The sequence below is a fragment of the Paenibacillus intestini genome (assembly GCF_030803945.1).
In the GTDB taxonomy this organism is placed as follows: Bacteria; Bacillota; Bacilli; order Paenibacillales; family Paenibacillaceae; genus Paenibacillus; species Paenibacillus polysaccharolyticus.
The window spans coordinates 198,286-224,535 of record NZ_JAURUN010000002.1 but is presented as its reverse complement, the minus strand read 5'-3'; the positions used below and the strand labels follow the sequence as shown (position 1 = coordinate 224,535).

The window sequence follows — 26,250 nt, the reverse complement described above, 5'->3', positions numbered from 1 at the left end:
TTTAGAAAAATGAGTTTCTAGATCAACTGAAAGTAATAGGAAGGCGAATAAACAATAACGAACCCCAAGCCGCTTATTCAGAGAAGAATGAATCTTCGTATAATATAATATTTACGCTGTGGGCATTCGCCGGACACCCAGCGTTCGCTGGGTCGTTAATGCACAAACATTATCTGAAATCTGCAATTAGGAAAAGTACAAACTAGGAATAATACAAACATTGAAAGGAGGAATACCTATGAAGTCAAGATTGATACTGATAGATGGAATGCCGGGCTCCGGTAAGTCAACGATTGGGAAAGTAATAGGTTCAAAGTTGAATAAAATGAATATTCAAAATAGATTTTATCACGAATTGGAAGAGAACCACCCATTGCGAATATACGATAAGACGTTTACTTCCTTTACTATTCAAGATGAAGCGGAGTGGTTTACTACAAAAGTTGAACAGCTATTCACTGATTTTGTCAATGAAAGAGTCGGGCGAGACGAAGTTACAATTATGGAAAGTTACGTTTTTCAGAATACGCTTGGTTTTGCCTTTAATATGCAAATGGACAAACAAAGAATATTAGATTTGACCAAGAAAGTACAACTTATTTTAAGTCGTCTCGACCCGATCCTCATTTATTTTTATCAAACTCATGTAGAACAACATTGGAAATGGATATGTAGTGTTCGTGGACCTGAGTTCACACAAGATCGTTGTGGACTTTACACGGATAATGATTTTATTGAAGCGGGACATTTTTGGACGAAAAACCAAGATTTCATTTTCAATATCGTTCAAGAATGGGAGATACCAAAACTGATCATAAAAAACGAAAAGTACAATTGGGAAGACAATGAGAATAAAGTGGATCATTTTTTGGAGGGATTTGAAGAAGACACTGACATCCGATAATTTAAACAGACAACCCCGGAGTACATGAATACAGGAACGTTAACTAAAATTGATAGGAAGAGGAATGAAAATGGATAACCAAATAACAATCAGGCACCTTTCAAATCATGAAGAAGTATCTTTATTAAATTTTGAATTTTCAAAAAGATATCCATGGTACACCTCGAATGACTATTTCTATAAGTGCTTGGAAGAAAATATAGAAGGCAAGAGAGTGACTTTAATGGCCTACTATGGAGATACATTGGCTGGGTGTTGCCACTTAATGTTTACTTCGGATTATCCGTATTTTAAAACAGGTAATATCCCAGAAATAAATGACTTGAATGTTTTTCCAGAGTTCAGGAGGAAGGGGATCGCAAGTACAATGTTCGATGAACTCGAAAGAATAGCATCCAAGAGATCCAGATTCATTGGCTTAGGAGTAGGGCTCTATAAAGATTACGGTAATGCTCAAATGATGTACAACAAACGCGGGTATTACATGGATGGTCAAGGAATCGTCTATAACAATATTGAAGCAAAACCCGGAGAGCAAGTGATGGTAGACGATGATCTGCTGATGTATCTAATTAAACCATTGGATAATGAGCTGTGAATGTAGATTAAAGAAGTGTCGAGATCAATTAACATTCTATTCAAGCTTTGGGCATACGCTGAGGCCGTGAGTACAGGAACGTTAAGTGAAATCACCAAAAGGAGTGAGCTTTTGATTCTGGAGTACTTAAAGAAGTATGCTAAAAAAGCATATGGAGAAGTTCATTCGATAACGACTTCCCCCGGTTTTTTATTTGCTAATGATCCCAAGTTAAGAGAGAAAGAACTCTATCATAACTACTTCTACATCCATGGATTTAACCGATTGATTAAGCATAATCGAATATCATCAGAGAAATTAATCGAAACCTTTTCTTATCTAGAGGAAGAGATTGAGCAGTATCTTAAAACGTATTATAAGAGTAAAGACTTTATTTTGTATTTGAAAGCGGATTCCTTAGTACCTGCATTTACAGTGACATTGCTTTCTTATTATGAAGACGAGGGTTTGAAGGAAAGTTGCTCCTTGCCTGAACTAATTGATTGGTATAAAGAAAATGCTTGTTTTGATGGATTGAAAATCATAGAGAATGAAACAAGTGAAGACCATCTAGAAGTACAGTCTGAAGATATCTTTCCTGTTGTCGCAAAGACATATATAAAGATCATAAGGACCTAGTCGGGTCGTGAATACGGTAAGGTTATGTGAAATAGACTCAGAATTTATATGATATGGGGGATTGTCATGAAAATTGTTTTTAAAAATTTTGACGATTCGTATTATGAACAAGTTTGTGATTTTTTGATTGAACTATCAAAAAACGATCGTAAACATATCAATTGGAATTGGGCAAGGTGGGAATGGATGTTTTTTCATCCTGAATTTAATCGTGACTTAAAAAATAAAATTGGTTTATGGTATCATTCTGATGAGTTAGTAGCTATAGCAACGTATGACCATTATTTCGGTGAAGCTTTTTTTGCTACTAAACAGGGATTTGAAGAGTTAGAAAAAGATATATTAGAATATGCTATTGCTACTTTCAGTAATGAAAGTGGCCTTGGGATTGCGGTGAATGATAAAGATATCCATACTGTAGATTTACTGCGTAGTTATCATTTTGTTACGCATGATCAGACGGAAAACATACTTGAGCTTGCACTAGAGAATGTTAGCCTTGAAGGTACAATTTCTGAAGGCATAACCCTAAAAAACATTGATATAAAGAATGACTTATATAAACTTCATCATATGTTATGGCAAGCATTTGATAACGAAGGGCCTGTACCCGTTGATGAAGTTACGATGAATAAGCAAAAAGAAATGTTATCCGCAACCCATTTGAACCCGCTTCTACATGTTGTGGCTGAAAATAAATATGGGGAATATGTTGCATACTGTGGCTTATGGTATAGTCCGAAAACAGATTATGTTTATGTTGAACCTGTATGTACGGTTCCTGAGTATCGTCATAAAGGTCTAGGCCAAGCAGTGGTTATGGAAGCTTTAAAAAGAGGCCGTTCCTTAGGTGCTAAAAAAGCATATGTTATTTCTGATAGTCATTTTTATAAGTCATTAGGATTTCAGCAACATTCACATTATACATTCTATTGGCAAAACATCTGATATTTCGATCATCGTTAAGTGATAGTTGTTGAGTCGCTGTCGATCCATAGTCCGAGTTGAAGCATAGATGAGGTTTCAAAGAAGCTTATTCAGTAGCAGGGAAGCATATTCGGTCGGACAACCTTGCACTGTTTAATCGCGGATCTCTCTATTCACTTAAGGCAGTGAAAATTCGTGAATACAGGAACAAAATAAAGAAATATAACTGGTGAATAGGAGGTAATAAAATGGGATTTCCAACACATATCGTATCAGCGGGTGGAATAGTAGAGGATGGAAACGGAAATATACTTTTGGTAAAAGCTCATGATGATGGATGGGTATATCCTGGTGGGATTACTGAAGTTGGGGAAAATCTAATTGATGGTGTGATCCGTGAAATCAAGGAGGAAAGTGGAATTGATGTTACAGTAAGCCATTTAGTTAACATTGTATCAAGCACGGGAATACATAAGTGGTATGACGGAGTAACTGATGTTCCAACGAAGGTTATGTTTGATTTTGTATGTAAAGTTGAGGGAGGAGAGTTAAGTACTTCTGAAGAAACAAGTGATTGCCGCTGGGTTGCAAAGGACAAGGTTCTGGATTTTATTACTCTCCCAGCCATTCGAACTCGTTACGAAGCTTATTTAAATTTTAGTGACTCGGTGAATTATATTGAGTATATTACTCCGACCACGACAGAATGTAATGTAAAAGTTCAAAGGTATTTATAATTTTTATTAAGGAGGATAAATGAATACAGAACTTAGAGACACAATGCAGAATACAATTGACCGTTTCGTATCGCCTAATGCAGAAATATTGAGTATTAAAGATCAGGATCTTGCTTACGGCACCTCAGCTGTAGAACTTAAAAGACATGAAATATTACTTAGAAATGATACTCGTGATTGGAGTATTAATCTTATTTCAAAGAGAGCGTCACTCATTGAAAGGCGTACATTAAATTATCTAAATGATCAATCAGCAAATGTTCCATTTAGTTTTACATTAAATATGACAAGTAACAGCCGAGAATATCTTTGCATGCAGGATGTAGATTATGAAACGGATTACAATAATTTAGATATCGAACTGCTTCAAAAAAATGAACAAGCTGCTCTGGCAGATATACATGCGTTCAACTTTGAAAAATATTATAAATTGGCATGGCTTCCATTGCTTGATTCAAGATATATTAAATCAATACTGAACGAGAAATGGGGACCGACTTGGAATAATGCAAAATCAGATCCGGATTTTATAAGTCATTTTGGTGATCTTATTCCAGAGATTGATAAGGTTGCAGAGCATATAGTTAAGGACATGGATAAAGTTCTCAGTGATGAAAGCTCCCATACCCTTGTACATAACGATCTACACCCCGGCAATACATTAGTTCACAAAAACCGAAATGTATATTTCATTGATTGGGAAGAAGCACATTATGGTTGCTTATACATTGATGTAGCGCTTAGGTATAGAGAGTTTTCTCAAGCCGAGAACTATAGAATGTTGATGAATTCGAGAGGATTAAATCTATCGGAGGGTAAATTTAAACTGAATTATACAATTACGTCCAGATACTTGGGATTACGATATATGTCATGGTTTTTATCCACGTGGAAAGATGATAAGAGATGGCTGGACGAATTAAACAAGTATATAAATATGACTGTATCCTAGATAAGATATGAAACTACTTTAGTGATGGAATAACGTAATATTTATGTTACGCACATTCGCCCTTGGTCTGGTATGTACACGAAGGTGATTTAGAAATAAAAAATAGAGAGGCATTTGAAAGAAAGATGACTAGGTACCTTACCAGTGCTGAAAGCGATATCAAGTACGAACATCATCTGTACGTATGTACTAGAGAAAGTGACGAACTACAAAGACATATCATGTTCCGGGACATATTAAGGAAGCATCCCCTATTGGTATCTGAGTATTCAAATTTGAAGATCCAACTGTCATCTGAATTCAGAAACAATCGCAAAGCCTATACTGAAGGGAAAACAGAATTTGTTACGAGGATAATGAAAGAGTACAAAGATGTTTTGTAGCATATTTCAGGTTATAAGATCAGATAAATTCTTATTAAGGACGGGATTTGAATGAGTAGCGTGTTACTGACCTCTTGTGGGTTTAATACGGAAGATATTAAAAATCAATTTCTGGATTTTATTGATAGAGATATTTCTCAATTAAAGGTCGCTATTATTACAACAGGATCCCCTATGAAAGAAAATAATAGATATGCACAAAGGGCAATGCAAGATTTCAAAGACATGGGGTTTCAGAATATTGAGTTTGTAGATATCGAATTTGATGACCCGCAAATCCTTTTACATAGAGATGTTATATATATTAATGGGGGGAATCCCTTTACTTTATTGTATTACGCTAAAAAAAGTGGTGCTGATGCAATTATTAAAACATTGGCTTCGCAGAATGTAATTATAATTGGAGTAAGTGCTGGCGCGTTAATACTGGGACCGAATATTAACATTGTCGGTTACTTTACTCCAGAGATGAATACGATGGATGTAACGGATTTTAGAGCATTATGTGTAACCGACAAGTTTATCTTTCCTCACTATGATCGAGAGGACATATTTAGAGATAGTACGAATAGAACGATTGAAGAGAGAATCGTTGAATTTGAATCTAATGAGAATTGTAAAGTGACAAGGCTTAGAGATGATGAATATATTTCGATTTTAACGAATCAAACACAGTAGAAGTCGTAAATGCTGAAGCTCTTAAGCCATAGAAGGCTAAGTAAATACGAGATGTTAGGCGAGATCGTGATATAGAAAGGAAGAGATTTGATGGAAAAGCATGTTAAAGAACTATTTACTGAGAAAGTGCTTCATGAAGCAGCGCAAAAGTTTAATATTATTCAATCCAGTCTTCAAGATTTGGAAGGTTTTCAGAACTTTGTTTATTTTGGGGAGTCCAATGGTACAAATGTTGTTCTCCGGATAACACATAAATCCCATCGAACCGAAAAGGAGATTTTATCTGAAATAGATTTTATAAATCACTTGTCTTCTCATCATGTATCTGTTTCCAAAGCTATAACATCTATTCATGGGAAGTTTGTAGAGGAAATCAGTGATGGGGGATTTTATGCAACATCTTTTGAGTTTTCTAGTGGAAGAAAGGCTAAAATCGCTGAAGAGAGCGATCTGTTCTATCAAAGAATCGGTGGTTATACAGGGAAAATGCATAATATTTCAAAGACGTCAAATCTAATACATAAATTAAACAGGAGACAATGGCATGAAAAAGAGTTTTTGATCCATATGAAAGAGTATTTACCTGCGGAACTTTCTTATGTAATGGATCAATACGAAATTCTGAAGAGAAAGCTTAGTCAGCTTCCAAAGAATACGGATTCGTATGGAATGATTCATGGGGATTTAAATCATGGGAATTACTTAAATGTAGAAGACGATGTTGTATTTATTGATTTTGATGAAGCCGAATACAGTTGGTTTGTGAGTGATATTGCTATCCCGTTATTCTATGAAATTCCAATCCCTTGGGTAGTCGATGGAAAGCAAAGGTTGGAGATAACCAAGAGGTATTATTATAATTTCATGGATGGTTATGTTAAAGAAAATACAATAGATCGTACATGGTTAGAATTAATCCCTGATTTTATTAATCTTAGACAGTTTGGTGTAGTTTCCGCGATTTATAGAAGTTATAATTTTGATAACTATAACAACTGGAGTGATTGGGACAAGGAAGCGTTGAAATTCTATCTGAATAATATCGAGCATGATATCCCGTATATTGATATGGATTTTAGCAGGTAGTTTAATGTGGCATGGACTAAGCTTGTATTATAAATGCAGGACGTTTACTGAAGAAATCAACACTTAGAATGAATGAAGAGAAGAGGATCAAATGATGAGCTATAAATCCATTTTAACAGATCAAATATCGGCATGTTATAACGATAAAAGCTGGTTTATTCCGCTGGAGGACATATTGAAAGATGTAACAATGAAAGAAGCATTGACTGAGGATGATAATAAACAAACCATTTGGTCCATTGTGAATCACCTTATTTATTGGAATGAGAAATGGCTTGAGCGTTATAAGGCTGGAGAATTTGTATTAAATCATGGGATCAACAATGATGAAACTTTTGTTTTGAATGAAGATCAATTGAATGATGCTGGCTGGAAGGAAACATTAAATAGACTTGAGCATGTTTTTATCAGTTGGAGAGTAGTTTTAGAAGAAACAGATGAATCTAAACTAACAAAGCAACTTCCAGAATATTTTAATGCTCCTTGGTGGGGTGTTGTTTCTAATCTAAGTATTCATAGTGCATATCATATTGGACAAATTATGTTATTAAAGAAACAAATTCGAGGTAGATAATATCAGATTAGACTACTATCCATTCATGGGAGTGAATACAATGTTGTTTTTTGAGAATCTGGCTATTTACAATTTCAACTTAACAACTGAAGAAGAAGCAACAATTTTAAGTCAGTTTATAGATGCAGACCATGACTTGTTATTTCCTTATTTTGAATGTAATTTTCGGGCATTTCCTGAGGATCGGGCATATATTGAAGAGCGAACAATAATAAGGAGCAAAGAGAAAGTTTTTGAAATGAATTATTCATTTATCGAGAATGAATTAGTTTATTGGTATAAGCCTCATGATCGAGACGATTTAATACATATTATTAATAGGGACAGGATTACTTATCGAAGCATAGTAGTACCAAAGAATGGGGGGCTGAATGACTGTAGATTCAAACTTTTTACATATGAGCATGCTATCTACAATGAAGAAGAAACTAGGGTGCTTTGGATAGAAGAGGCCATTGAAAATGACTATATTGAAAATATTTGTCCTAAAATAATAAGTCAAACAAATGAATAATTAAAAAGGATAGGTGAGATGACATAAAATTACTGTTTATTTGCAGCCGGAATAAATGGCGTAGCTTAACTGCTGAGAAAATTTTTGAAGGGTACAACGGATATGAAGTAAGGTCGGCTGGAACCGAAACTGGAGCAAGAATCAAGGTTACGGGAGGGCACATTGGATGGTCAGAATTAATTTTTGTTATGGAGAAAAAACATGTGAGAAGATTGAAGGAAAAATTTCCAACAAGTCTAAAAGATAAACGTTTAATCTGTCTGGATATTCCAGATGATTATCAATTCATGGATGAAGAATTAATAGAAATTTTGAAAGCAAGAGTGTCCGAATATATTGAAGTGCCCATCTAAATAAGGAGTTGATTATTTTGGACATCGAATCAGCTATATCTCTCGCGTTACAAGCTCATAAAGGGCAGCTTGATAAAGGTGGGCAACCTTATATTTTACATCCGTTAGCTGTTATGAACAGAGTGGAAAGCATGGAAGAAAAGATCGTGGCTGTTCTCCATGATGCCATTGAAGATTCAGAAGTCACAATTGAAGAGTTAAGAGGTTTAGGATTTTCGGAAGAAATTTTAACAGCCATTCAGTTGTTGACGAGATCTACAGAGGATAGTTACGAAGAATTTATTGAGAAGACAACAACGAATCGAACTGCAAGAAATGTAAAGATCGCAGATATTAAAGAGAATATGAACATATCAAGAATAAAAAATCCGACGCAGGAAGACTATAATCGACTTGATAAATATAGAAAGGCGTTGGAAAGATTAGAGCGTGAATAACATGTGAAAGAAACTAAAAAGAGGTACGTTATGTCCCAGACAATTACAATTCCTAGAATACAGATAAAATTTCAAAGTGCTGTGTGGACAGCAGTAGTCTTAAGACAGAAGGATATAAATATCAAAGTAAAAGAAGAGCTGGGTCATCTACTCTTAGTAGATGCTAAGGACTGTCCTGAAATGTTTCTATTAGCCAGTTTATTTCAGCACGCCATGTATACTCACGACATTATTTATTTTGCGAGAGAAGATGATTCAAGTTGTGATCTCTTGGTATTTAACGGTGCGATAACTCCAATAAATCAAAGAGATTTAAAAAATCTAAAAACAGTGATAAAGCATATACAGCCAGGAACTTATACAATTCCGTTGATAGATTCTCACGATGAATCAATGTGGAAGACTTGGCAACATTGGAAATACGATGAACAATTGAGAGTTATGGCGAACAAAGATTTAGCCATCATTAATGCATCTCAGCTGGGATACGAACTATTGATTCATCAATGTGCATACTTAGCAAGCTCGTATTCAGGGCATTCACATTTTGATCAGTATTCAACCAAGAAATCTATAGAACTGATTATACGTAATTTGAAGCGAAATAATTAAATGAGGTATGTTATATGAGTGAGCCAGTGCATTTTTTTTATAATGATGATCTTATAGGAGTGTGGTCATCTGAAGCGTTTTTTTATGATGCATTTGAAGATACACAATTAGAATTTCATGCGGATGGCACGGGATGTCATGCCTATTTAAGACCTGATGGTCAAGAGATTACCTTATTCCGATGGACGTTAATTAAGGATCGAATTGAATTTGAGGAATATTTCACGGTATCCATTGAAGTGAGTGAGGTTACGGGAGAAGAAATTTGCTCTACAGATCGATTTGAAAATAAATATTCAGCAAGGTTTTTCAAAGCGAAGGGATTAAATGTAGCTAATGAAGAGATTAATGTGATCGTATTCTATTCCCCTTTGATTGAAGGGATCAATTCACAATCATTTGGAAAGATTTCAAAAGCATTGGATAGACTTATTGATGCAGCCATGAGACATGAGCAGGACATCTAATAGATCATGGAAGCTGGGCTGCTCAGAGTAATCTGTACAAATACTCAATGATTGGAGTCCAGGATGAGTAAATTAATTCCTATATTGATAGGTATCCTTCTACTTATAACAGGTTGCAGTACTACACATAAGATCCATACCGATTCAACCAAAGAATTAACAAAAGAGCTGAAGGAACTTTTTCCGTCGATTGAAAAAGTTCATTTTACGTTTACCCGTCCAAATCTCTCTTGCAGAATAGACATGAGCAAAGAACCGAGTAAAGAAGAACTGGAAGCAATTCTTACAGTAATCAAGAGATTTACTACAGTGGATAACATGAATGAGATTGCTCGTAGCGTTAAATGGGGACTGGAAATATCCAAAATTTATCTTGATATGAATACGGATGAGGATACGAAAACCATTGAACATGCTTATTATGCGAGATATTTCAAAACATCCAACGCTAGCGACTATTCTGAAACAAACATTGAGGGTTATAGAATTTGGTATGAAATAAATGAGAAATAGTGGCGACTGTACCTATTAAATTCTCAGATTAGCAATTAAACGCTACCCTAACCATTGAGAGTCTTATAAAGAATAGGAGTGCAATGAGTTGATTACTTTTAAGGAGATTTTAGAGCGTGTTACTTTCGATGCCGTTTGGGATAACATGATTAAATACTATCCTGATATGGCTCAAATAAAAGAAAAATATGTAACAGTATATGAATCCATTCTTTTACAAAACCCTGCAACTAATGTAGTTGAAATGATTGTTCATATAGACTCGATTGATTCTGATGATGATAAGGATAAAAAAGACATCGAATATAGAGTACACGGAAAGAATAATTCACCTGAGTGGGAAGGATATTGGGATCTTTCCGCAAGTAAGTGGGGAGAATGGTTAGGTTTTTATGTAGATCAACAGGTACTTGAGCAATTCTCAAATGAACAAATCGTCGCAATTTGTTTGGTTGAAATGACTTGGTTTGGTTTTTCTGAAGAACAAATCAAAGATCGGATTGATCATCTTGAAGATGATTAACAATCGGAGTGAACACAGGGACTTTAGGCAAAATTGGCGCAGATATGATGTTGGGGTGATCAGGATGAAGCACAAAATAAATACCATTACCAAGCTTGTATACAATGTTGCTAATTATTTGGTCGAGGAAGAGGACTATACAAGTACATATAATAAATTAGGTTGTTAACCAGAGAAGTATGGAATATTCATCACAACGAGCTATCGAACGAACTAAGTAAGTTAGATAATCCTCCTGCTGATTATCAATTATTCTGGCTGGAATGCCTTTTTTCTGTGAATGATCTAGGCACTATAATGGATCAATAGTTCTTTTGGAATGAAATAGCCCAGTCACTGGACTATTTTTTATTATTTATGGGTTCAAAAATGGAACAAGTTGGGTTATATTAATTACAGTTGGGATTAGGAGGGAGAAAATTAGTATAAAAAATGTGACATTTTAGCTCGAATTCAATTTTACATGAGTATAAGGAGAGAAAATGAAGAAAAATATTGGAATCATTGTATTAACGGTTGGTCTGATTATAAGTTTGTTTTATAACTTTCAATTGAAAGGATATAAGGAATTTCAAGAGAGAGATTACAATCTAAAATTAAATCACGGTTTTCAAATTGGAATAAAAGAATCCATTAACAATCTGGATGTTATCATAAAAACGTTGAAGGATGAATCTCCAAAGGAACAGGTTATTCAATCATTAGCAGAATTATTAGTTTCATTAAAAGTAGGCGAAGAAGCCTTTACCTTTCTAAATACGGATTTTCAGGAAGATGGACAAGCATCAAGTTACCTTATTTATAATACCTTCAGAGATTTTTATGTATATGCAAAAGTAGAATTAATGGGTGACATCGCTTCAAATCGGCTCTCACTTGATCCAGATTCCAGGAATCAATTGGCTAATGATATAGGTATTCTCAAAAAGGATCTGGAGTATATAGATAGTCAATTCAACGAGGAGGTTCTGAAAGATCAGAGCCCTAAGTGGATTGAGGATAAATGGAAAGAGTTAGTTACAGAGCTTCTAAACCAACATCCTGATTTCAAATTATATGAGAGAATGAAAATGAAATATAATTTGTAAACTGAGGAGCGAATGAATGGCATTTTGTATTGATTTTAAATTAATTTGTGTCAATGACGGTACTGCAACGTATGCTTACGGAGACTGCTCTGAGAATCTTGAAGGCCGGTTTGAATTAAATATAGAACGCCTGCTCACAGGCGAAATGAGCATGGATACAGATATGAGAGAAGTTGTTAAGGTAACCAAGCCGTGTTTAAGTGATGGAGAACATCAACATAAAGCAAACCGGGCATTCAGTAAGATCTATAAACATTATAAAGTTACGGCTTCGTATCTAAAAGAAGGAGGGTACTATGCCTGATTTTACTATATAAGATGGAGTCATTGAAGCTAGCCGTTAGGATCATGGCTGCTTCTTTTTTTATTTTTCCACTTCGCAAATGGAACATTGTGGGTTATATTGGATATGATTTGATCCTGTAGTAAACGATTGGAGCGGTGTTAAATATGGACTTAGATGAAAAGATACGTTTTCCGATTGGACACTTTGAGCCCCGATTTGAATTTACTGATGAGAATCGAAAACACATATTGGATCAAATTCCCGAGATTGCAAAGACCTTGAGGGAGATCACACAAGATCTTAATAATGAGCAACTTCGTACTCCTTATCGTACAGGCGGCTGGACGATCATCCAGATTGTACACCATCTTGCAGACAACGATATGAACGCGTACATAAGATTCAAAAGAGCATTAACTGAAGAGGAACCACTAGCAAGCTCGTATCGCGAGGATTTATGGGCAGCGTTACAGGAGTATAAAGATTTGCCAATGGAAGATTCAATCATGTTGCTTGAAATACTGCACAAACGATTTCTCACACTACTACGTGGTTTACAACCTGAGCAATTCAAGCGGAAGCTTCGAACAGAGGTATTAGGTACCATTTCGCTGGATGTTGCCATTCAACGATTGGTCTGGCATGGACAGCATCATATTGCTCAGATTAAATCTTTAAAAAGTGTCACAAAAATAGGAGTGCTTAACCAAGAAGAAATTTACCCTCATTGTCCCATGAAAATAAGAGTCATTGAAGTTGGGGGAGTAAGCAAACCGCAGCTTAAAGATAAATTACAGCAGTGTTCAATTCGAATGAATGAATACGGAAATAAACTGTTTGATGATGAGAAATTTGTCATTTCTCCCACCAAGAGGCGGCTAGAGACGGTCGAGTTATCAGTTAGAAATCTAGGATTTTTGGATGGAGCTACGACCTTACAACTCTTTCAAATGGCGGATACTCTTGGTTTGCAGTTATGTCCTATTGATTTGGGTCCCTTTCTTAGAACTCAGTATTTGGATCAACCTGAGACATGTACATCAAGCACTGAAAAAGGAAACCAAGCACCATCAGGTTCGATTACAATAGCTTCTAAACCTCTTATTAAGGATGATTATTTTCCAAAAGGCTTTTATCTCAGACGTACAAACGACGAGTTGTGGTTACGAGGTTACATTGCGGATGATCTGCATGTGTGGAACCCTCATGACCGTTTTATCTTTTGCAGTACTTGACTGTAGCGCAAGATTGAGAGGGCTTGGTCGGATCATTCAATCGGAGATGGAAAGATACGGCATCATTTTACGAAGAATTGATTCGATATGTGGTATATCCAGATGTATAAATAGAAGGTGAGGACAACATGAGTCAAACCATATACGAGATCTCGGGGCCGGCTGGGGTAGGAAAATCGACAACGTCGCAAAAAATATATTGAGCTTAACCCGGAATCTGTTAGAACAGAATTATGATGTTGTCATTGACTACATTACTTTCCCTTCAGAAATAGAATGGCTTGTGCAGCAGTTAACGGATTTTCAATTCAGGGTTGTCTATGTTGTCTTGTTGGTAGATCGAAGTACCCTGATCGCCAGGGATAAATTGAGACCCTCAGAAGCACAAATGGGTGAGCGCAGTTTGGATTTACTAAAGGAATTTGAAACATGCTCAGAATTAAAAGAACAATATAAACTCTATACGCAGCTGTACAGGCGAGAACAAGTATCTGAAATTGTTGAGGAGTTACGAAACAATCTGAGGTTTATCTGGAAAGGAGGTCACTCGAGTTGAAGGCACTACCCAAAATTTTTTCGTTCATTCTCATTATTGTTGGAATCAGTATAGTGACACTTACCAAAACGATTGAACAGGTCATACCAAAATTGGGATATGCCGCGTTTCAGTCCGCAGGAGCAGGAAGTTACAGCCCGATTAACTATGAGATGAATTTGGACTTGAACTACTTGGTGGGAGGCATCTGCATCTTGGTGGGAGCAATGTACTTCATTCGTCACATCGCTTTCTTTCAACATTCGATCACCGAAATGAAAAAGAGAAACAAAGAGTTTGAGGATAAATATAAATAATATCGGGTAATTGTACGCTGAAGTTAATTATATTAATTTTCAGGTGGGTGATCGGTATGGATGATCAAAATCTCTTGGATTTTTATTTACATATGAGGGAGAAGGAAGCCTATCAGTGGAATCTCTCGCCTGCGAGTTTGTATTTGGAATTGGAAACCAGAGATTTTCTAGCAAAATACTTTGACGTGTTCAGTGGCATGAATGCGCTTAACGTTGGCATTGGAGTAGGAGAATGGGACGATTATATCGGTTACTTGTTGAACGGTGCGGGTTGTTTAACAAGTATTGATATTAACAAGGATATATGTGAAATATTCAAATACCGACAAAAAAAGGAGGGCCATCCCAATGCTTCTACTGTTATATGTGAGGACTTCTTAGCATGCGAATTGCCTCAAACTTATGATCTGGTCACCATGATTGGCTCTGCTCTTCAAGAGACCGGCAAATACCGCAAAGGTTTGCAGAAAATATCAGAGGTGTTAAAACCGGAAGCTCAATTCATGTATATGGATTTTAATAGATACCACAAAAAAGAAAATCTATTCGAACTATTGACTGAATTGAAATTTGAGCTAAAGCATATCGAAGAATATAACCGATTTTCAAATGTCAGTTTTTACTGCATGAAGATCCAAAAGGAGGGGGTTCTATGAATCGAACTCTCATGATTAGTGATATTCATGGTTGTATTGATGCATTAAATCAATTGTTAATTAACGTAGACTACAATTCAAAATATGATCAGTTGATCCTTCTGGGAGATTACGTGGATCGAGGTTCTAATAGTAGAAAAGTCGTTGATAAGGTCATGGAATTAGTACAAGAACATCACGCTATCGCGTTAAAAGGAAATCATGACCAAAGATTCGTGGATCTCATATATGACGGAACTTCATCCATTCAATCCAAGTTTATGGAACATGGAGGACTTCGAACCCTTGAAAGTTACTGTCAACTGAACGATGAAGTTTCGAATGAAGTGTTAGAAACGGCAAGGAAGATCATAAAGGCGGATTATAGTCATCATATTAATTTTTTGAGCAATTTACCTTTATTCCACGAGGATGAAAATCATATTTATGTTCATGCTGGATTGAATCCGGATTACAGTGAATGGAGGCAACAACCCGAGCATGATTTTATGTATATTAAAGATAAATTTATCCACCATAGATTCGAAGATCTTCACAAAAAAGTTGTCTTTGGACATACCAAAACGAAAGACATACATGGATCAGCGGACGTTTGGTTTGCTGAAGATAAGATTGGCATTGACGGTGGATGTGCTTTTGGAATGCAGCTTAATTGTTTAATTTATCAGAATGGTACTTACTCGGTAGAACACTTCTAAAAAATTGTAAACGATCTCGCTTGAATTAATGAGCGTTAGAGTGTGTATTGGTTCATGCTGTAAAATATTTATAAATTCTTATTTTAGCAAAGGGAGATATCATAATGGATAGAGGCAGAATTATTTTTTTGAATGGTGTAACGAGTTCGGGGAAAACGTCTATAGTCGAGGCGATGCAGTCATATGACGATCCGTTCTTTTATGTTGTGGCGAACGATTTATTTGAGAATACAATCGGAGATAAACATCTACGGACCGATTACTGGAAATACCTAAGCGAAGCCATCATCATGATGTATCACACAGCGAAGGTATTCTCAGACCATGGCAAGCATGTGCTGATCGATGGGATTTTGGTGGAGAGACCGGAGCTTGCACCGCATTATGAACAAGTGAAAAAGATATTTGAAGGATATCCACTAGAGATTGTGGAGCTACATTGCCCTCTCGATATCTGTCGTCAGCGTAACCTTGAACGGGGAGACCGCAGAGAAGACCAGTCTGAAGAGCAACATCGTATTATGGCGTCCGACATTCAGTATACGTACTCGGTTGATACGAGTCAGCATACACCTGAAGAATGCGCGGAGATGATTATCAACACGTTATTCAAAAGTGAATAAGGTTTCTTCTGTGGCATGAAACGAGGAGAATAAAAATGAAGCTGGGACGTCTAAAGCAAGATGGACCAGCTTCTTGACTATTTCAGCACAATAGCAGGAAGAAGGAGCAAACAGATATGCAATTTGGGAAACATAAAGAGCGCTCGAATCGAGAAAGAATACTTCTTCAGTTCATAACCTTGCGCTGGGAGAAGGATGTGAGAGGGGCCCCTTTTTCCACTGCCCGAAATGATATGGAGAAAGCCTTCCGTTTACCGGATATGCTGTTCAGTTACGACACATCCTATGGTCTGCCTTACCACCGAATGCTCATTTTGCAGAACAAGAACGGTTTTGAGAAGATTCAAGATAAAAGTGTCATTCTGAAACCTACTGCAAAGAATTTCAAATTGGGTTGTGTTTTGATTGATAATAAGGAGCCTGAATCCGAAAATTCCGAATATGATGTAACCTTCACCTACTCCCCGGAATGTGGGAAACCTATCCGATATGATAAGCGATATCAGCCTTTGACAGAGCGGGCATTTGGATTGACTTCAAACGAATATGGAAGAGTGGTGTACAACGGAAGGCATATCTATCAGGATACCGGAGAATGGTACTACGAGTTAAATATATTGAATATGTTACTTACCGAGCAGAAAGATCCAAATGTGTTGATTGATCAGGAGCCGCTGAACGTATATAACCAGATCGAGATTTTATATTAATGTAATTTAGAAACGAATGATTGATATAAAATGTGCGCTAGGAGTGGGACACATAATGATAAATCCTCAAGAGATCTTACCAGTAGTCAAACGATTAGAAGCAAATCATATTGCATATTCACTGGGTGGAAGTGCGATGTTGTGTTTTTTTGGCTTGGTTGATTCCGTGAACGATTGGGATCTGATGGTCGATTGTCCAAAATTCAAATTTATAGAAGCGATTGCTGGATATGAGTGGATCGAGAAGGAAAGCGGCGACAAACCTTTTGCAAGTGAATATAGAATGGAGATTGGGTCGTTAAACGTGGATGTCATTGGCGGATTTGCTTTTGATGTAGATGGAAAACGGCTGAAGTTACCTATATTGCCTATTCCAAATGTAAAATGGCACGGTATGCAGGTTTCAAGTCCTGAAGTGTGGTACGTTGCTTATCAGATGATGGGTAGACATGAGAAAGCGGATTTGATTTTAGATTATTTGCAAACAAGCAATGAGTATGTGAATCAGGATCTGATTAAGAGCTTGTTAGCGAACGACATTTTAACGTATGGGATTAGAAAAGGATTGAACACACTGCTTGAGACTTAACTTCACGAACAGAGGTGTATCAAATGCTATATCATTTCAGTGAAGAATCTGATATTCATATCTTTATACCAAGAGCGAAGCAGAATCGGCCTGAGTTTCCGGCGGTTGTCTGGGCGATTGATGAGCAACATGAATTCAGTTATTACTTTCCGAGAGATTGTCCTCGCATTGTTATTCGAAGAACGAACGACATTAGTGATGAGCATCATGAGTTGTTTTTTAAACACTCAAATGCAGACCTCATTGTAACGGTTGAGAACGAGTGGTACTCCAGGATCATGCAACAAACGTTGTATCGGTATCATCTGGATGCAGCGTCGTTTAAACTTTTTGATGAAACCGCAGGGTACTATATTTCTGATCAGGTGGTTACACCAAGTTACATAGAGAAAATAGATCATCTGCTAGAGAGGCTTTTGGCCAGAGGGGTTGAGTTGCGATTCACGACAAATCTATATCCTCTGAGAGATGCTGTGTTACAGTCAGACTTCCAACAATTCGGAATACATCGTTTCAATCATGCTAAACCATTGTAGAGGGCGGGGAATAGCCAGCTGGGGGGATGACCATGCTTTCTGCCTATTGGAGGTATTTCTTATATGTAATTGAACATAAGTTGAACGTTTTCATTGAGTGCTGGCATGAAGGGTTATATTTACAAGGGATATTTCATGATTTAACGAAATTTTGTCCTCACGAATTTTTCCCTTATGCAATCAAGTTCTATTCGGACCGTAAAGATGAAGTCACAGAACTAAGGTGGAAGAAGGCATGATGAACTCGGAAGATATTATTTTGCATCCAAAGACGAGAGAATCGCTTGAACAGTTGCTTACTAGAAAGGGCGAATCGTGATGATTCATCTTCTACAAAGAGAAGGGGGAAATTTGTTGTGAACAAAGAAACGGAACAACTGCTTTTAGCTTTTGAAGAATGGACGCTATTTGTCAAAACGTTGAGTCGTCTCGAAGAAAAGACCTGGAATTCCAGTCTAGAAAAAGGAAAGTGGACGATCAAATCCATCGTAAGCCATATGATGTTATGGGATCGATATTTTTACAAGGAAGCGATTGAGAAGATTGCCCTGAATCAGCAGATTACGTTGAAGCATCTGGATTTTGATGAGTTTAATCGCAAAGCTGTGGAGTACGGGAGCCGCACAGAGCCGTCCGAAATTGTCGACAAGGCTATCACGTACCGTCACAAAATTATGAATGACATTCGAGGGTTATCGGAGGAACAGCTTTATCAACGATATGTGGATCCAGAGAACAAGGATAATGTATTTTACATTCCCCAATACCTTAAAGATTTTATATGGCATGACCAGCATCATATGGAGCCGTTAAAACAATATCTGGCCGGGGAGGGATTGTTGTGAGTATTCATACGATTACATTGGCTCAGGAAAATCTGATTGGTTCATTTACGGATGAGGTAACGCCGATTTTAAAGATCAAGTCAGGTGATTCCATACGTTTTCAAACGCTGGACGCAGGTTGGGGCACGGGAGTAAGTTATGCGAAACGGATCAAACCTTTTCCACGACAAGGTGAAAAAGATGGAGGGCACGCCTTAATCGGCCCAATCTATATTGAAGAGGCGAAGCAGGGAAAGACACTCGAGATCATTTTCAATGAGATTATACCCGGCAGTTACGGGTTTACTTCCGCGGGTGGATATCCCAACTGGCAGAATCAGAAATTGCATCTAACAGAGGTCGAAGAACTGTCTCTAAATTGGACACTTGATCGACAAGCGATGAGTGGCTCTTGTGAGGTACGGGGCAAGTCATACAGCGTATCCTTAAATCCATTCATGGGTGTCGTCGGCATGTCGCCAGAATCAGGAGGGATTCATACGACATGGCCGCCGCGATATTGTGGAGGGAACATTGACTGCAAGGAACTAGTACAGGGAAGTAAGTTATATCTGCCTGTTCCTGTAGATGGGGGTTATCTGGCGATTGGTGATGGTCATGCACGGCAAGGCGATGGGGAAGTCAGCTGTCAGGCGATTGAATGTGCCATGGAGCTTGTAGATATTACAGTGAATGTCATAGATGATATAAAGCTGACCAATCCACGTGCGCATACGCCTTCTGGATGGATTACCTTTGGTTTTGATGAGGACTTGAATGAAGCAACGGTTCAAGCGTTGGATGGCATGTTAGGCCTGATGGGCGAGTTATATGGCCTGGACCGGGTAGAAGCGATTGCGCTGGGAAGTTCGGTGATTGATCTGCGTATCACGCAAATTGTGAATGGTGTGAAAGGCGTGCATGCCTTTCTGCCCCACGATGCTTTTATAAGTGATTCAAACTAGCGGCAACTCTGAAAAATTTGCATTCTGCTAAACCAGATTATATGAAGCCCTCTACGATGTCATTTAGTCTGATGTTAGAGGGTTTTGAAGATTTATCCCCTTTAAGTGTTATGTTTTCCTTAAATTGTGCGGAATGAATTAGGAGGGATCAAAATATTCTAAATAATAACAGAATATGTATTGACCCAAGGCTTTTCATGATACTATAATGAAATGGGTTTCATGAAATCCGTTTCATTAACTCCTAACAATTTCGTAAGCGCTTTCTGTTGAAGGGGGTTGGCAGGTTTTCAAGTTCCTATCCGTGACAGCCTTGTGATGAATTAAGTCACTCGAGGAAGTCATCCAAGTATGATGCAAGCTTGATTCATCTTTATCTAACTTTGAGGGGGAGCGTGTGAAAGATGAAGTTTGTGAGAAAGAAGAGGTTCAGCCTGTTGGTGATTTTCACCTTACTGGTAACCATTATTGCTGGTTGCAGTGGTGGAAGTACACCATCTGATACAGCGACCCAGCCACCGGCGGATAAAAACAAAGAAGCGGCAGTCGAACCTGTACAGGAAAAACAGGAGCCTAAGGTGGATTTGAACGGCAGAGCTGTTCGCATATCGAACTGGTGGGATGCATCTCCCAAAGGAGATTCGGAGGCAGATGAGCGCGCTCGTGAACGAATCAAAAATGTAGAAGAGAAATACAACGTTAAAATTTCTTACTTGAATACAGATTACGGAGCAACATCCGAGAAAATTTCTTCATCCGTGATGGCGAATGAACCATTTGCAGAGATTGTGCGTGTGCCTGACGGTAATATTTGGGGTCTTATGCAGGGCGGATTCCTTACACCACTGGACGAATATCTGAAGGATACGCAGATCAAGCCGGATGTCATCGATTCGATGCGATTTGGCAGTGATAAAGTATATGGACTGACGGGTTGGTATACCCCGAATGACAGCGGAATGTTTTACAATAAACGAATATTTAAGGAAGCTGGTTTGAAAGATCCGCAGCAATTGATGGAAGAGGATAACTGGAACTGGGATACGATGCTGGATGCTGCCAAGAAGCTAACCGTAGATAAAAACGGTGACGGCAAGATGGATCAGTATGGTCTGTCGGGTGCGTACTACGTACTTCACGAGATGCTGATTGGAAGCAACGGCGGCAAGATGTATGACGAGGCAACGCAAAAGGCAGCGTTTGATTCACCTGAATCCTTGGAAGCGCTTAACTTTTTGTATAGTCTGTACAACGACCACAAAGTTGTGAAGGCCAATGCCGGTAATGATTGGGAAGACCCATCCAAATTTTTCTCAGAAGGCAATATTGCGATGTACCCTGGCGGATTATGGGAAGTCGAAGGCCGTATTCTGGATAAGTTAAAGGACGACTGGGGTTATGTTTACATGCCTAAAGGTCCAAAAGCAAAAACGTATCTGGATACAGTCAACAGTACAGAAAGTTTCGTTATTCCCAAAGGCGTTAAGGATGCCGATATCATCGTGAAAATTTGGGAAGAGCTTCAGGACTTTGACAACTGGCAGGATAATCACCGTCTGTGGTTAGAAAACATTTTGCCTGACGAAGCTTCGATCGCTAATGCCATGAATGACAACGGACAGGTTGAACGTGTATACGGTGCTCGTGCTGGAGGATTAGGTGTTAAGGAAGCTCTCGGCAGTGTAACCGAAAAGTTTGTGAAAGGTGAAGTGACTCCATCTACAGGTGTTGCTCAGGTCATCGGACCTGCACAGGCAGGAATTCAGAAAGTACTGAAGGGCGAAAAAAGCAAGTGAAGTAAAATCATTTACTTAAGGGAGGCAACCCATGTTGAAAAAATTGATTTCTAACCAAATCATGTTCATCGTTTTGTTTGCCGCTTTGATTATGCTTTTGTCTGCATGTAGTGGTTCTAATGACAAACCAGCTGAACCTGTTGCGACTAAACCAGCTGAGACGGAGACTAACACCACACCTGCCAAGGAAGAAGAGAAGGAAGAGGCTGTGCCAGCTCCTGATTTGAACGGACGGGTCATTCGCATATCTCACTGGTGGGATGCCACTCCCAAAGGAGATTCAGAGTCAGATGAATTGGCGCGTGAGCGAATCAAAATGGTGGAAGAAAAATATAACGTGAAAATCAAGTATCTGAACACCGAATACTGGTCTACATCTGAAAAACTGTCTTCCTCTGTGCTTGCGAACGAACCTTTTGCGGAAATTGTCCGCATTCCCGACGGTTTCATCTGGGGACTTATGCATGGTGGATTCCTGACCCCGCTGGATGATTATCTCAAAGACACTCGGGTCGAGAAGGATGTTGTGGACTCGATGCGCTTTGGCGGTGACAAGGTGTATGGTCTCGAAAGCTGGTATACACCGAACGAAAGCGGCTTGTTCTATAACAAGCGGATTTTCAAGGAAGCGGGCTTGAAAGACCCACAGCAGTTAATGGATGAGGATAATTGGAACTGGAATACGATGCTGGATGCAGCCAAAAAGCTAACCGTTGACCGCAATGGTGACGGTAAAATGGATCAATACGGTCTGGCTGGAGCGCATTACGTACTTTCGGAGATGCTGATCGCGAGCAACGGCGGCAAACTGTACGATGAGCAGACAGGTAAAGTGACGTTTAATTCTCCCGAAGCGATGGGAGCGCTTAACTTCCTGCATAGCCTGTACACCGAGCATAAAGTGATCAAAGCTAACGGGGGAAACGACTGGGAAGATCCAGCCAAATATTTCGGAGAAGGCACGATTGCAATGTATCCTGGTGGACTCTGGGAGGTTGAAGGCCGGATAGTAGATAAGCTGAAGGATGAGTGGGGATATGTTTATATGCCTAAGGGTCCTAAAGCGAACTCTTACTATGAACCATTTGGTCAGACGGCAGCTTATGTTATTCCGAAAGGTGTTAAGGATGCGGATGTGATCGTGAAGATCTGGGAAGATCTGCAAGACTTTGATAACTGGCAGGATAACCGCAGATTGTCTCTTGAAAACATTTTACCGGATGAAACTTCAATCGCGAATGCGATGAATGATGATGGCAAGGTACAACGTTTGTTTGGCGGACGCTTCGGCGGTCTGGGTATCAAAGAGCAATTGGACAGCGTAACCGAGAAATTTGTGAAAGGTGAAATTACACCTTCCACAGGTATTGCACAAGTCATTGCACCTGCTCAGGCTGCGGCGAAAAAAGTGCTAAGCGGAGAGCAGGACAAGAAAAAATAATGCATATAAGTTGACGGCCTCATTTCTGGTTCTCGGTTAGCCGGGGAGCAAATTTGCGGGCCGTCCATCTGATTACGTTTACGAGAGTCAGTTAAAGGAGGGGCATTGGGTGAAATTCACATTATCCCGAGTGACGATTGTCGTCGTCATGGTCATGCTCGTCGTGGTGTACGCGATATTCAGTTCCGGTGCGAGCGGTAATTCGAAAACCGGAAATCGAACATCAGATCCGAGCCGTGTGATGCCGATATCGGAGTCTGCTGCGGAGGGTAGCTATGATTATTATCTGCAGCAATACCAGAACGAGAAGCGGCCTTCCAGAGAAATTGTCATTCAGGGAGCTGATTATACAGCTGCTGAAGGAATGAAACCAGAGATGATCACAGAGCTCGGCGGCGAAACGGGCAAGTTTATACGAACAGAGGAAAGTGGTTCCATGCAATGGGACGTGGATGTTCCGGAATCTGGCATGTATCACATGACGTTGCGTTATTACCCGATTCAAGGAAAAAGCTCTGCCATCGAACGCGAGTTATGGATTGATGGAGAGATCCCTTTCAACAGTGCACGCAACATGAGCTTTCATCGGGTTTGGGTCAATGAAAAATCCGAAATTGAGCAAGACAATAGAGGCAATGATCTGCGTCCGCGTCAGATTGAAGCCCCCATGTGGCAGGAGTCCATCCTGAGAGATAAAGAAGGCTATTATGAAGAGCCATACCAGTTTTATTTTTCAGCAGGGAAACACTCCATAAAGCTTGTATCGACACGTGAGCCAATGGTTATTGATTCGATCAAGCTACATCATTACGAAGAACCGCCTTCCTATGCGGAACTCAAGCAGGAGTACGAATCGAAAGGATACGCGGAAACAAGCGGACACTTGATCAAAGTTCAAGGGGAGCAGGCCGCAACCAAGTCATCACCGACATTGTATCCGATTTCAGATCGATCCAGCACGTCAACGGAACCGTATGATGTTTCCAAAATCAGAATGAACACTATTGGTGGAAACAACTGGCGTGTGCCAGGGCAATGGATTGCATGGGAAATGGATGTACCGGAGGATGGCTTATATAAAATTGCGATCAAAGGCAGACAGGAATTGCTGAGAGGCATTTATTCCACACGCTCGCTACAGATTGATAACCAAACGCCATTCAAAGAAATGATGCAGATTCCATTCTTCTATGATTCGGATTGGCAGATGCATGTGCTTGGGAGCGAGGAAGAGCCGTATTTATTTTATTTAACCAAAGGAAAACATGATTTGCGGCTTGAGGTCAGTCTAGGTGCCATTGCGCCTTTGATCCGTCAGGTTGAAGCCAGCGTGCTTGAGATCAATGCAATGTACCGGAAAATTCTGATGATCACAGGCAATGTGCCAGACCCGTATCGCGATTATCAATTAGAGAAGCAGATTCCAGATATGGTGGAAGTATTTCATAAGCAAAGTGATATCTTGAATGCGGTTTCTGAAGAATTAATTCGTCTAACAGGTGAAAAGAGTGATAAAACCGCGATTTTGAATAAAACCGCTTATCAACTGGCTGATCTGGCCGACAAACCGGAAACGGTTCAGAAACGGTTGTCTCAATTCAAAATCAACGTCGGAAGTGTCGGCTCTTGGCTTCTGGAAGTTCGGGAGCAACCGCTGGAAATTGACTATCTGCTCTTAGCTTCCCCTGATGAGAAGTTGCCAAAAGCAAATGATTCGGCTTTCCGCAAAGCAGGGCATGAGGTGTCCTCTTTCTTCCATTCTTTCTTCGAAGATTACGACACCATCGGTAGCACAGCGGATGAAGATAAATCCGTTACCGTCTGGATTGGTACAGGCCGAGACCAGGCGCAGGTATTAAAAGCGATGATTGATGACACGTTTACACCGCTGACAGGTATTAGTGTCAATCTCAAGCTGGTCAATGCCGACGTGTTGCTCCGCGCCTCCCTTGCAGGAGAAGGACCGGATGTGGCGATGCAAGTAGGCAATGATGTGCCGGTTAACTTCGGGATGCGGCATGCGGCAGAGGATCTGTCTACGTATCCGGGGTACCACGAATTGATCAAACAGTTCAGGGACAGTGCCATGGTTCCTTATCAATTTGAGGATCAAGTATTTGCCCTACCGGAACAGCAAATATTCAACATGTTATTTTACCGGAAAGATATTTTGGAACAGCTTGACCTTGAGCCGCCGCAGACGTGGGAAGATGTGTATGCCATGATTCCGGTGCTGCAGAAGCATAACATGGAAATGGCACTGCCGCTTGCTCAAACCACAGGTGTACCGGTACTCGAAGTGAACCGGGCGTATGCAATGCTGCTCTACCAAATGGGTGGTTCATTCTATCTAGATCAAGGTGCCAGAAGTGGTATGGATACGGAAACGGGACTGGAAGCGTTCAAAGAATGGACGAATTTTTATACCAGTTATAAACTTCCGCTCACCTTTGATTTCCCGATGCGCTTTAGAACAGGTGAAATGCCAGTTGGTATTATGGATTACACCTTCTACAACTATTTGTCTGTATCTGCGCCAGAGATCAAAGGATTATGGGAGTTCATCCCGGTTCCAGGAATCAAGCAGAAGGACGGAAGCATCAAACGGGATGTGGCTAGTGGTGGCACGGCGACGGTCATGCTGAAACAATCCAAACATAAGGATGCGGCATGGGAATTCATGAAATGGTGGGTTAGTAAGGATGCACAAGTTCGATTCGGACGGGAAATGGAAGGTCTGATGGGAGCTGCGGCGCGCTATCCGACAGCCAACATTGAAGCATTACAGGAATTGCCTTGGCCAATCCGCGATTATCGCAGTTTGGAAGAACAATGGGAGTGGGTGCAGGGCGTGCCTGAAGTGCCTGGAGGTTACTTTACAGGTCGCCATCTGGACAATGCATTGCGTGAGGTCGTGAATAACGGTACCAATTCCACGGATGCCATCTATGATTATGTGCAGGAAATTAACTACGAAATTCAGCAGAAACGAAAAGAGTTTAAATTGGACGGAATGCGCTAGGGAGGGAATCTTTTGCAAAAGACAGAAATGGTGAACAAAACCGGTTCTCGGCC

Annotated in this window: 33 protein-coding genes and 1 pseudogene; all 34 read left to right on the top strand. The window is 39.3% G+C overall.

Features of this window, described 5'->3' with window-relative positions; genetic code table 11:
* Positions 1-238: 238 nt before the first annotated feature.
* The 34 genes and pseudogenes from J2T16_RS06170 to J2T16_RS06005 all read left to right on the top strand — a co-directional run bounded on the left by J2T16_RS06170 (position 239) and on the right by J2T16_RS06005 (position 26,197).
* Positions 239-904: a P-loop NTPase family protein gene (locus tag J2T16_RS06170; protein WP_499017973.1), complete on the top strand. Its 666-nt coding sequence runs from the start codon at positions 239-241 to the stop codon at positions 902-904.
* Positions 905-974: 70 nt separating this feature from the next.
* A complete protein-coding gene (locus J2T16_RS06165) occupies positions 975-1,502 on the top strand; it encodes a GNAT family N-acetyltransferase (protein WP_336122422.1) in 528 nt (175 codons plus the stop codon).
* A gap of 111 nt (positions 1,503-1,613) precedes the next feature.
* Entirely contained in the window at positions 1,614-2,120 is a 507-nt protein-coding gene (locus tag J2T16_RS06160) for a hypothetical protein (protein ID WP_499017971.1), read from the top strand.
* Between the two features lie 66 nt (positions 2,121-2,186).
* On the top strand, positions 2,187-3,068 hold the full coding sequence (locus tag J2T16_RS06155; RefSeq protein ID WP_339838151.1) for a GNAT family N-acetyltransferase: 882 nt from the start codon (positions 2,187-2,189) through the stop codon (positions 3,066-3,068).
* A gap of 227 nt (positions 3,069-3,295) precedes the next feature.
* Positions 3,296-3,784, top strand: coding sequence for an NUDIX hydrolase (locus tag J2T16_RS06150; protein WP_090920989.1), 489 nt, complete (start codon positions 3,296-3,298; stop codon positions 3,782-3,784).
* Positions 3,785-3,803: 19 nt separating this feature from the next.
* Positions 3,804-4,736, top strand: a complete 933-nt coding sequence (locus J2T16_RS06145) for a phosphotransferase family protein (RefSeq protein WP_499017970.1) — start codon at positions 3,804-3,806, stop codon at positions 4,734-4,736.
* Between the two features lie 62 nt (positions 4,737-4,798).
* On the top strand, positions 4,799-5,119 hold the full coding sequence (locus J2T16_RS06140; protein ID WP_418792743.1) for a GrpB family protein: 321 nt from the start codon (positions 4,799-4,801) through the stop codon (positions 5,117-5,119).
* 51 nt (positions 5,120-5,170) lie between these two features.
* A complete protein-coding gene (locus J2T16_RS06135; RefSeq protein ID WP_221791070.1) occupies positions 5,171-5,797 on the top strand; it encodes a Type 1 glutamine amidotransferase-like domain-containing protein in 627 nt (208 codons plus the stop codon).
* Between the two features lie 90 nt (positions 5,798-5,887).
* Positions 5,888-6,883, top strand: coding sequence for a phosphotransferase enzyme family protein (locus J2T16_RS06130; protein ID WP_499017969.1), 996 nt, complete (start codon positions 5,888-5,890; stop codon positions 6,881-6,883).
* Between the two features lie 94 nt (positions 6,884-6,977).
* Positions 6,978-7,457: a DinB family protein gene (locus J2T16_RS06125; protein WP_499017968.1), complete on the top strand. Its 480-nt coding sequence runs from the start codon at positions 6,978-6,980 to the stop codon at positions 7,455-7,457.
* A 25-nt stretch (positions 7,458-7,482) separates the two neighbouring features.
* The gene (locus J2T16_RS06120) at positions 7,483-7,971 is read left to right on the top strand and encodes a hypothetical protein (protein ID WP_499017967.1); all 489 of its coding nucleotides are present in this window, start codon (positions 7,483-7,485) and stop codon (positions 7,969-7,971) included.
* A gap of 23 nt (positions 7,972-7,994) precedes the next feature.
* Entirely contained in the window at positions 7,995-8,324 is a 330-nt protein-coding gene (locus J2T16_RS06115; protein WP_090920973.1) for a low molecular weight protein tyrosine phosphatase family protein, read from the top strand.
* Between the two features lie 17 nt (positions 8,325-8,341).
* Positions 8,342-8,761, top strand: a complete 420-nt coding sequence (locus tag J2T16_RS06110) for an HD domain-containing protein (RefSeq protein ID WP_221791063.1) — start codon at positions 8,342-8,344, stop codon at positions 8,759-8,761.
* 30 nt (positions 8,762-8,791) lie between these two features.
* Positions 8,792-9,373, top strand: a complete 582-nt coding sequence (locus tag J2T16_RS06105; RefSeq protein ID WP_221791061.1) for a hypothetical protein — start codon at positions 8,792-8,794, stop codon at positions 9,371-9,373.
* A gap of 14 nt (positions 9,374-9,387) precedes the next feature.
* Positions 9,388-9,840, top strand: a complete 453-nt coding sequence (locus J2T16_RS06100; RefSeq protein WP_221791059.1) for a hypothetical protein — start codon at positions 9,388-9,390, stop codon at positions 9,838-9,840.
* Positions 9,841-9,903: 63 nt separating this feature from the next.
* Positions 9,904-10,353, top strand: coding sequence for a hypothetical protein (locus J2T16_RS06095; protein ID WP_154886293.1), 450 nt, complete (start codon positions 9,904-9,906; stop codon positions 10,351-10,353).
* 88 nt (positions 10,354-10,441) lie between these two features.
* A complete protein-coding gene (locus J2T16_RS06090) occupies positions 10,442-10,876 on the top strand; it encodes a DUF6557 family protein (RefSeq protein ID WP_221791057.1) in 435 nt (144 codons plus the stop codon).
* A gap of 482 nt (positions 10,877-11,358) precedes the next feature.
* Positions 11,359-11,964 carry an oxidoreductase gene (locus J2T16_RS06085; RefSeq protein WP_336122426.1) on the top strand — a complete coding sequence of 202 codons (606 nt, stop codon included), beginning with the start codon at positions 11,359-11,361 and terminating at the stop codon, positions 11,962-11,964.
* Positions 11,965-11,980: 16 nt separating this feature from the next.
* A complete protein-coding gene (locus tag J2T16_RS06080) occupies positions 11,981-12,268 on the top strand; it encodes a hypothetical protein (RefSeq protein ID WP_154958883.1) in 288 nt (95 codons plus the stop codon).
* Between the two features lie 146 nt (positions 12,269-12,414).
* Positions 12,415-12,921, top strand: a pseudogene (locus tag J2T16_RS06075) (YfiT family bacillithiol transferase); the annotation flags it as partial.
* Between the two features lie 63 nt (positions 12,922-12,984).
* On the top strand, positions 12,985-13,485 hold the full coding sequence (locus tag J2T16_RS06070; protein ID WP_336122818.1) for a helicase: 501 nt from the start codon (positions 12,985-12,987) through the stop codon (positions 13,483-13,485).
* A gap of 552 nt (positions 13,486-14,037) precedes the next feature.
* A complete protein-coding gene (locus J2T16_RS06065; protein WP_154886289.1) occupies positions 14,038-14,337 on the top strand; it encodes a hypothetical protein in 300 nt (99 codons plus the stop codon).
* 56 nt (positions 14,338-14,393) lie between these two features.
* The gene (locus tag J2T16_RS06060; protein ID WP_221791048.1) at positions 14,394-14,993 is read left to right on the top strand and encodes a class I SAM-dependent methyltransferase; all 600 of its coding nucleotides are present in this window, start codon (positions 14,394-14,396) and stop codon (positions 14,991-14,993) included.
* Positions 14,990-15,691, top strand: coding sequence for a metallophosphoesterase family protein (locus tag J2T16_RS06055; protein WP_221791046.1), 702 nt, complete (start codon positions 14,990-14,992; stop codon positions 15,689-15,691). The genes J2T16_RS06060 and J2T16_RS06055 overlap by 4 nt, the downstream gene beginning before the upstream one ends.
* Positions 15,692-15,795: 104 nt before the next feature.
* Positions 15,796-16,314, top strand: coding sequence for a phosphotransferase-like protein (locus J2T16_RS06050; RefSeq protein ID WP_221791044.1), 519 nt, complete (start codon positions 15,796-15,798; stop codon positions 16,312-16,314).
* A 116-nt stretch (positions 16,315-16,430) separates the two neighbouring features.
* The gene (locus J2T16_RS06045) at positions 16,431-17,024 is read left to right on the top strand and encodes a hypothetical protein (RefSeq protein WP_499017963.1); all 594 of its coding nucleotides are present in this window, start codon (positions 16,431-16,433) and stop codon (positions 17,022-17,024) included.
* Between the two features lie 55 nt (positions 17,025-17,079).
* Complete coding sequence (locus J2T16_RS06040; protein ID WP_499017961.1) at positions 17,080-17,613, top strand: hypothetical protein; 534 nt, start codon at positions 17,080-17,082, stop codon at positions 17,611-17,613.
* A gap of 23 nt (positions 17,614-17,636) precedes the next feature.
* Positions 17,637-18,149 carry a DUF6886 family protein gene (locus J2T16_RS06035; protein ID WP_123066757.1) on the top strand — a complete coding sequence of 171 codons (513 nt, stop codon included), beginning with the start codon at positions 17,637-17,639 and terminating at the stop codon, positions 18,147-18,149.
* A gap of 26 nt (positions 18,150-18,175) precedes the next feature.
* Positions 18,176-18,388, top strand: coding sequence for a DUF5662 family protein (locus tag J2T16_RS06030; protein WP_499017960.1), 213 nt, complete (start codon positions 18,176-18,178; stop codon positions 18,386-18,388).
* A gap of 117 nt (positions 18,389-18,505) precedes the next feature.
* A complete protein-coding gene (locus tag J2T16_RS06025) occupies positions 18,506-18,994 on the top strand; it encodes a DinB family protein (RefSeq protein WP_186809546.1) in 489 nt (162 codons plus the stop codon).
* Entirely contained in the window at positions 18,991-19,938 is a 948-nt protein-coding gene (locus J2T16_RS06020) for an acetamidase/formamidase family protein (RefSeq protein WP_499017959.1), read from the top strand. Before J2T16_RS06025 ends, J2T16_RS06020 begins: the two co-directional genes overlap by 4 nt.
* A gap of 413 nt (positions 19,939-20,351) precedes the next feature.
* On the top strand, positions 20,352-21,734 hold the full coding sequence (locus J2T16_RS06015) for an ABC transporter substrate-binding protein (protein WP_499017957.1): 1,383 nt from the start codon (positions 20,352-20,354) through the stop codon (positions 21,732-21,734).
* 34 nt (positions 21,735-21,768) lie between these two features.
* Positions 21,769-23,175 (top strand): ABC transporter substrate-binding protein, encoded by a 1,407-nt coding sequence (locus J2T16_RS06010; RefSeq protein ID WP_499017955.1) that lies wholly within the window; start codon positions 21,769-21,771, stop codon positions 23,173-23,175.
* A gap of 148 nt (positions 23,176-23,323) precedes the next feature.
* Positions 23,324-26,197: an extracellular solute-binding protein gene (locus J2T16_RS06005; protein ID WP_499018190.1), complete on the top strand. Its 2,874-nt coding sequence runs from the start codon at positions 23,324-23,326 to the stop codon at positions 26,195-26,197.
* Positions 26,198-26,250: the final 53 nt, after the last annotated feature.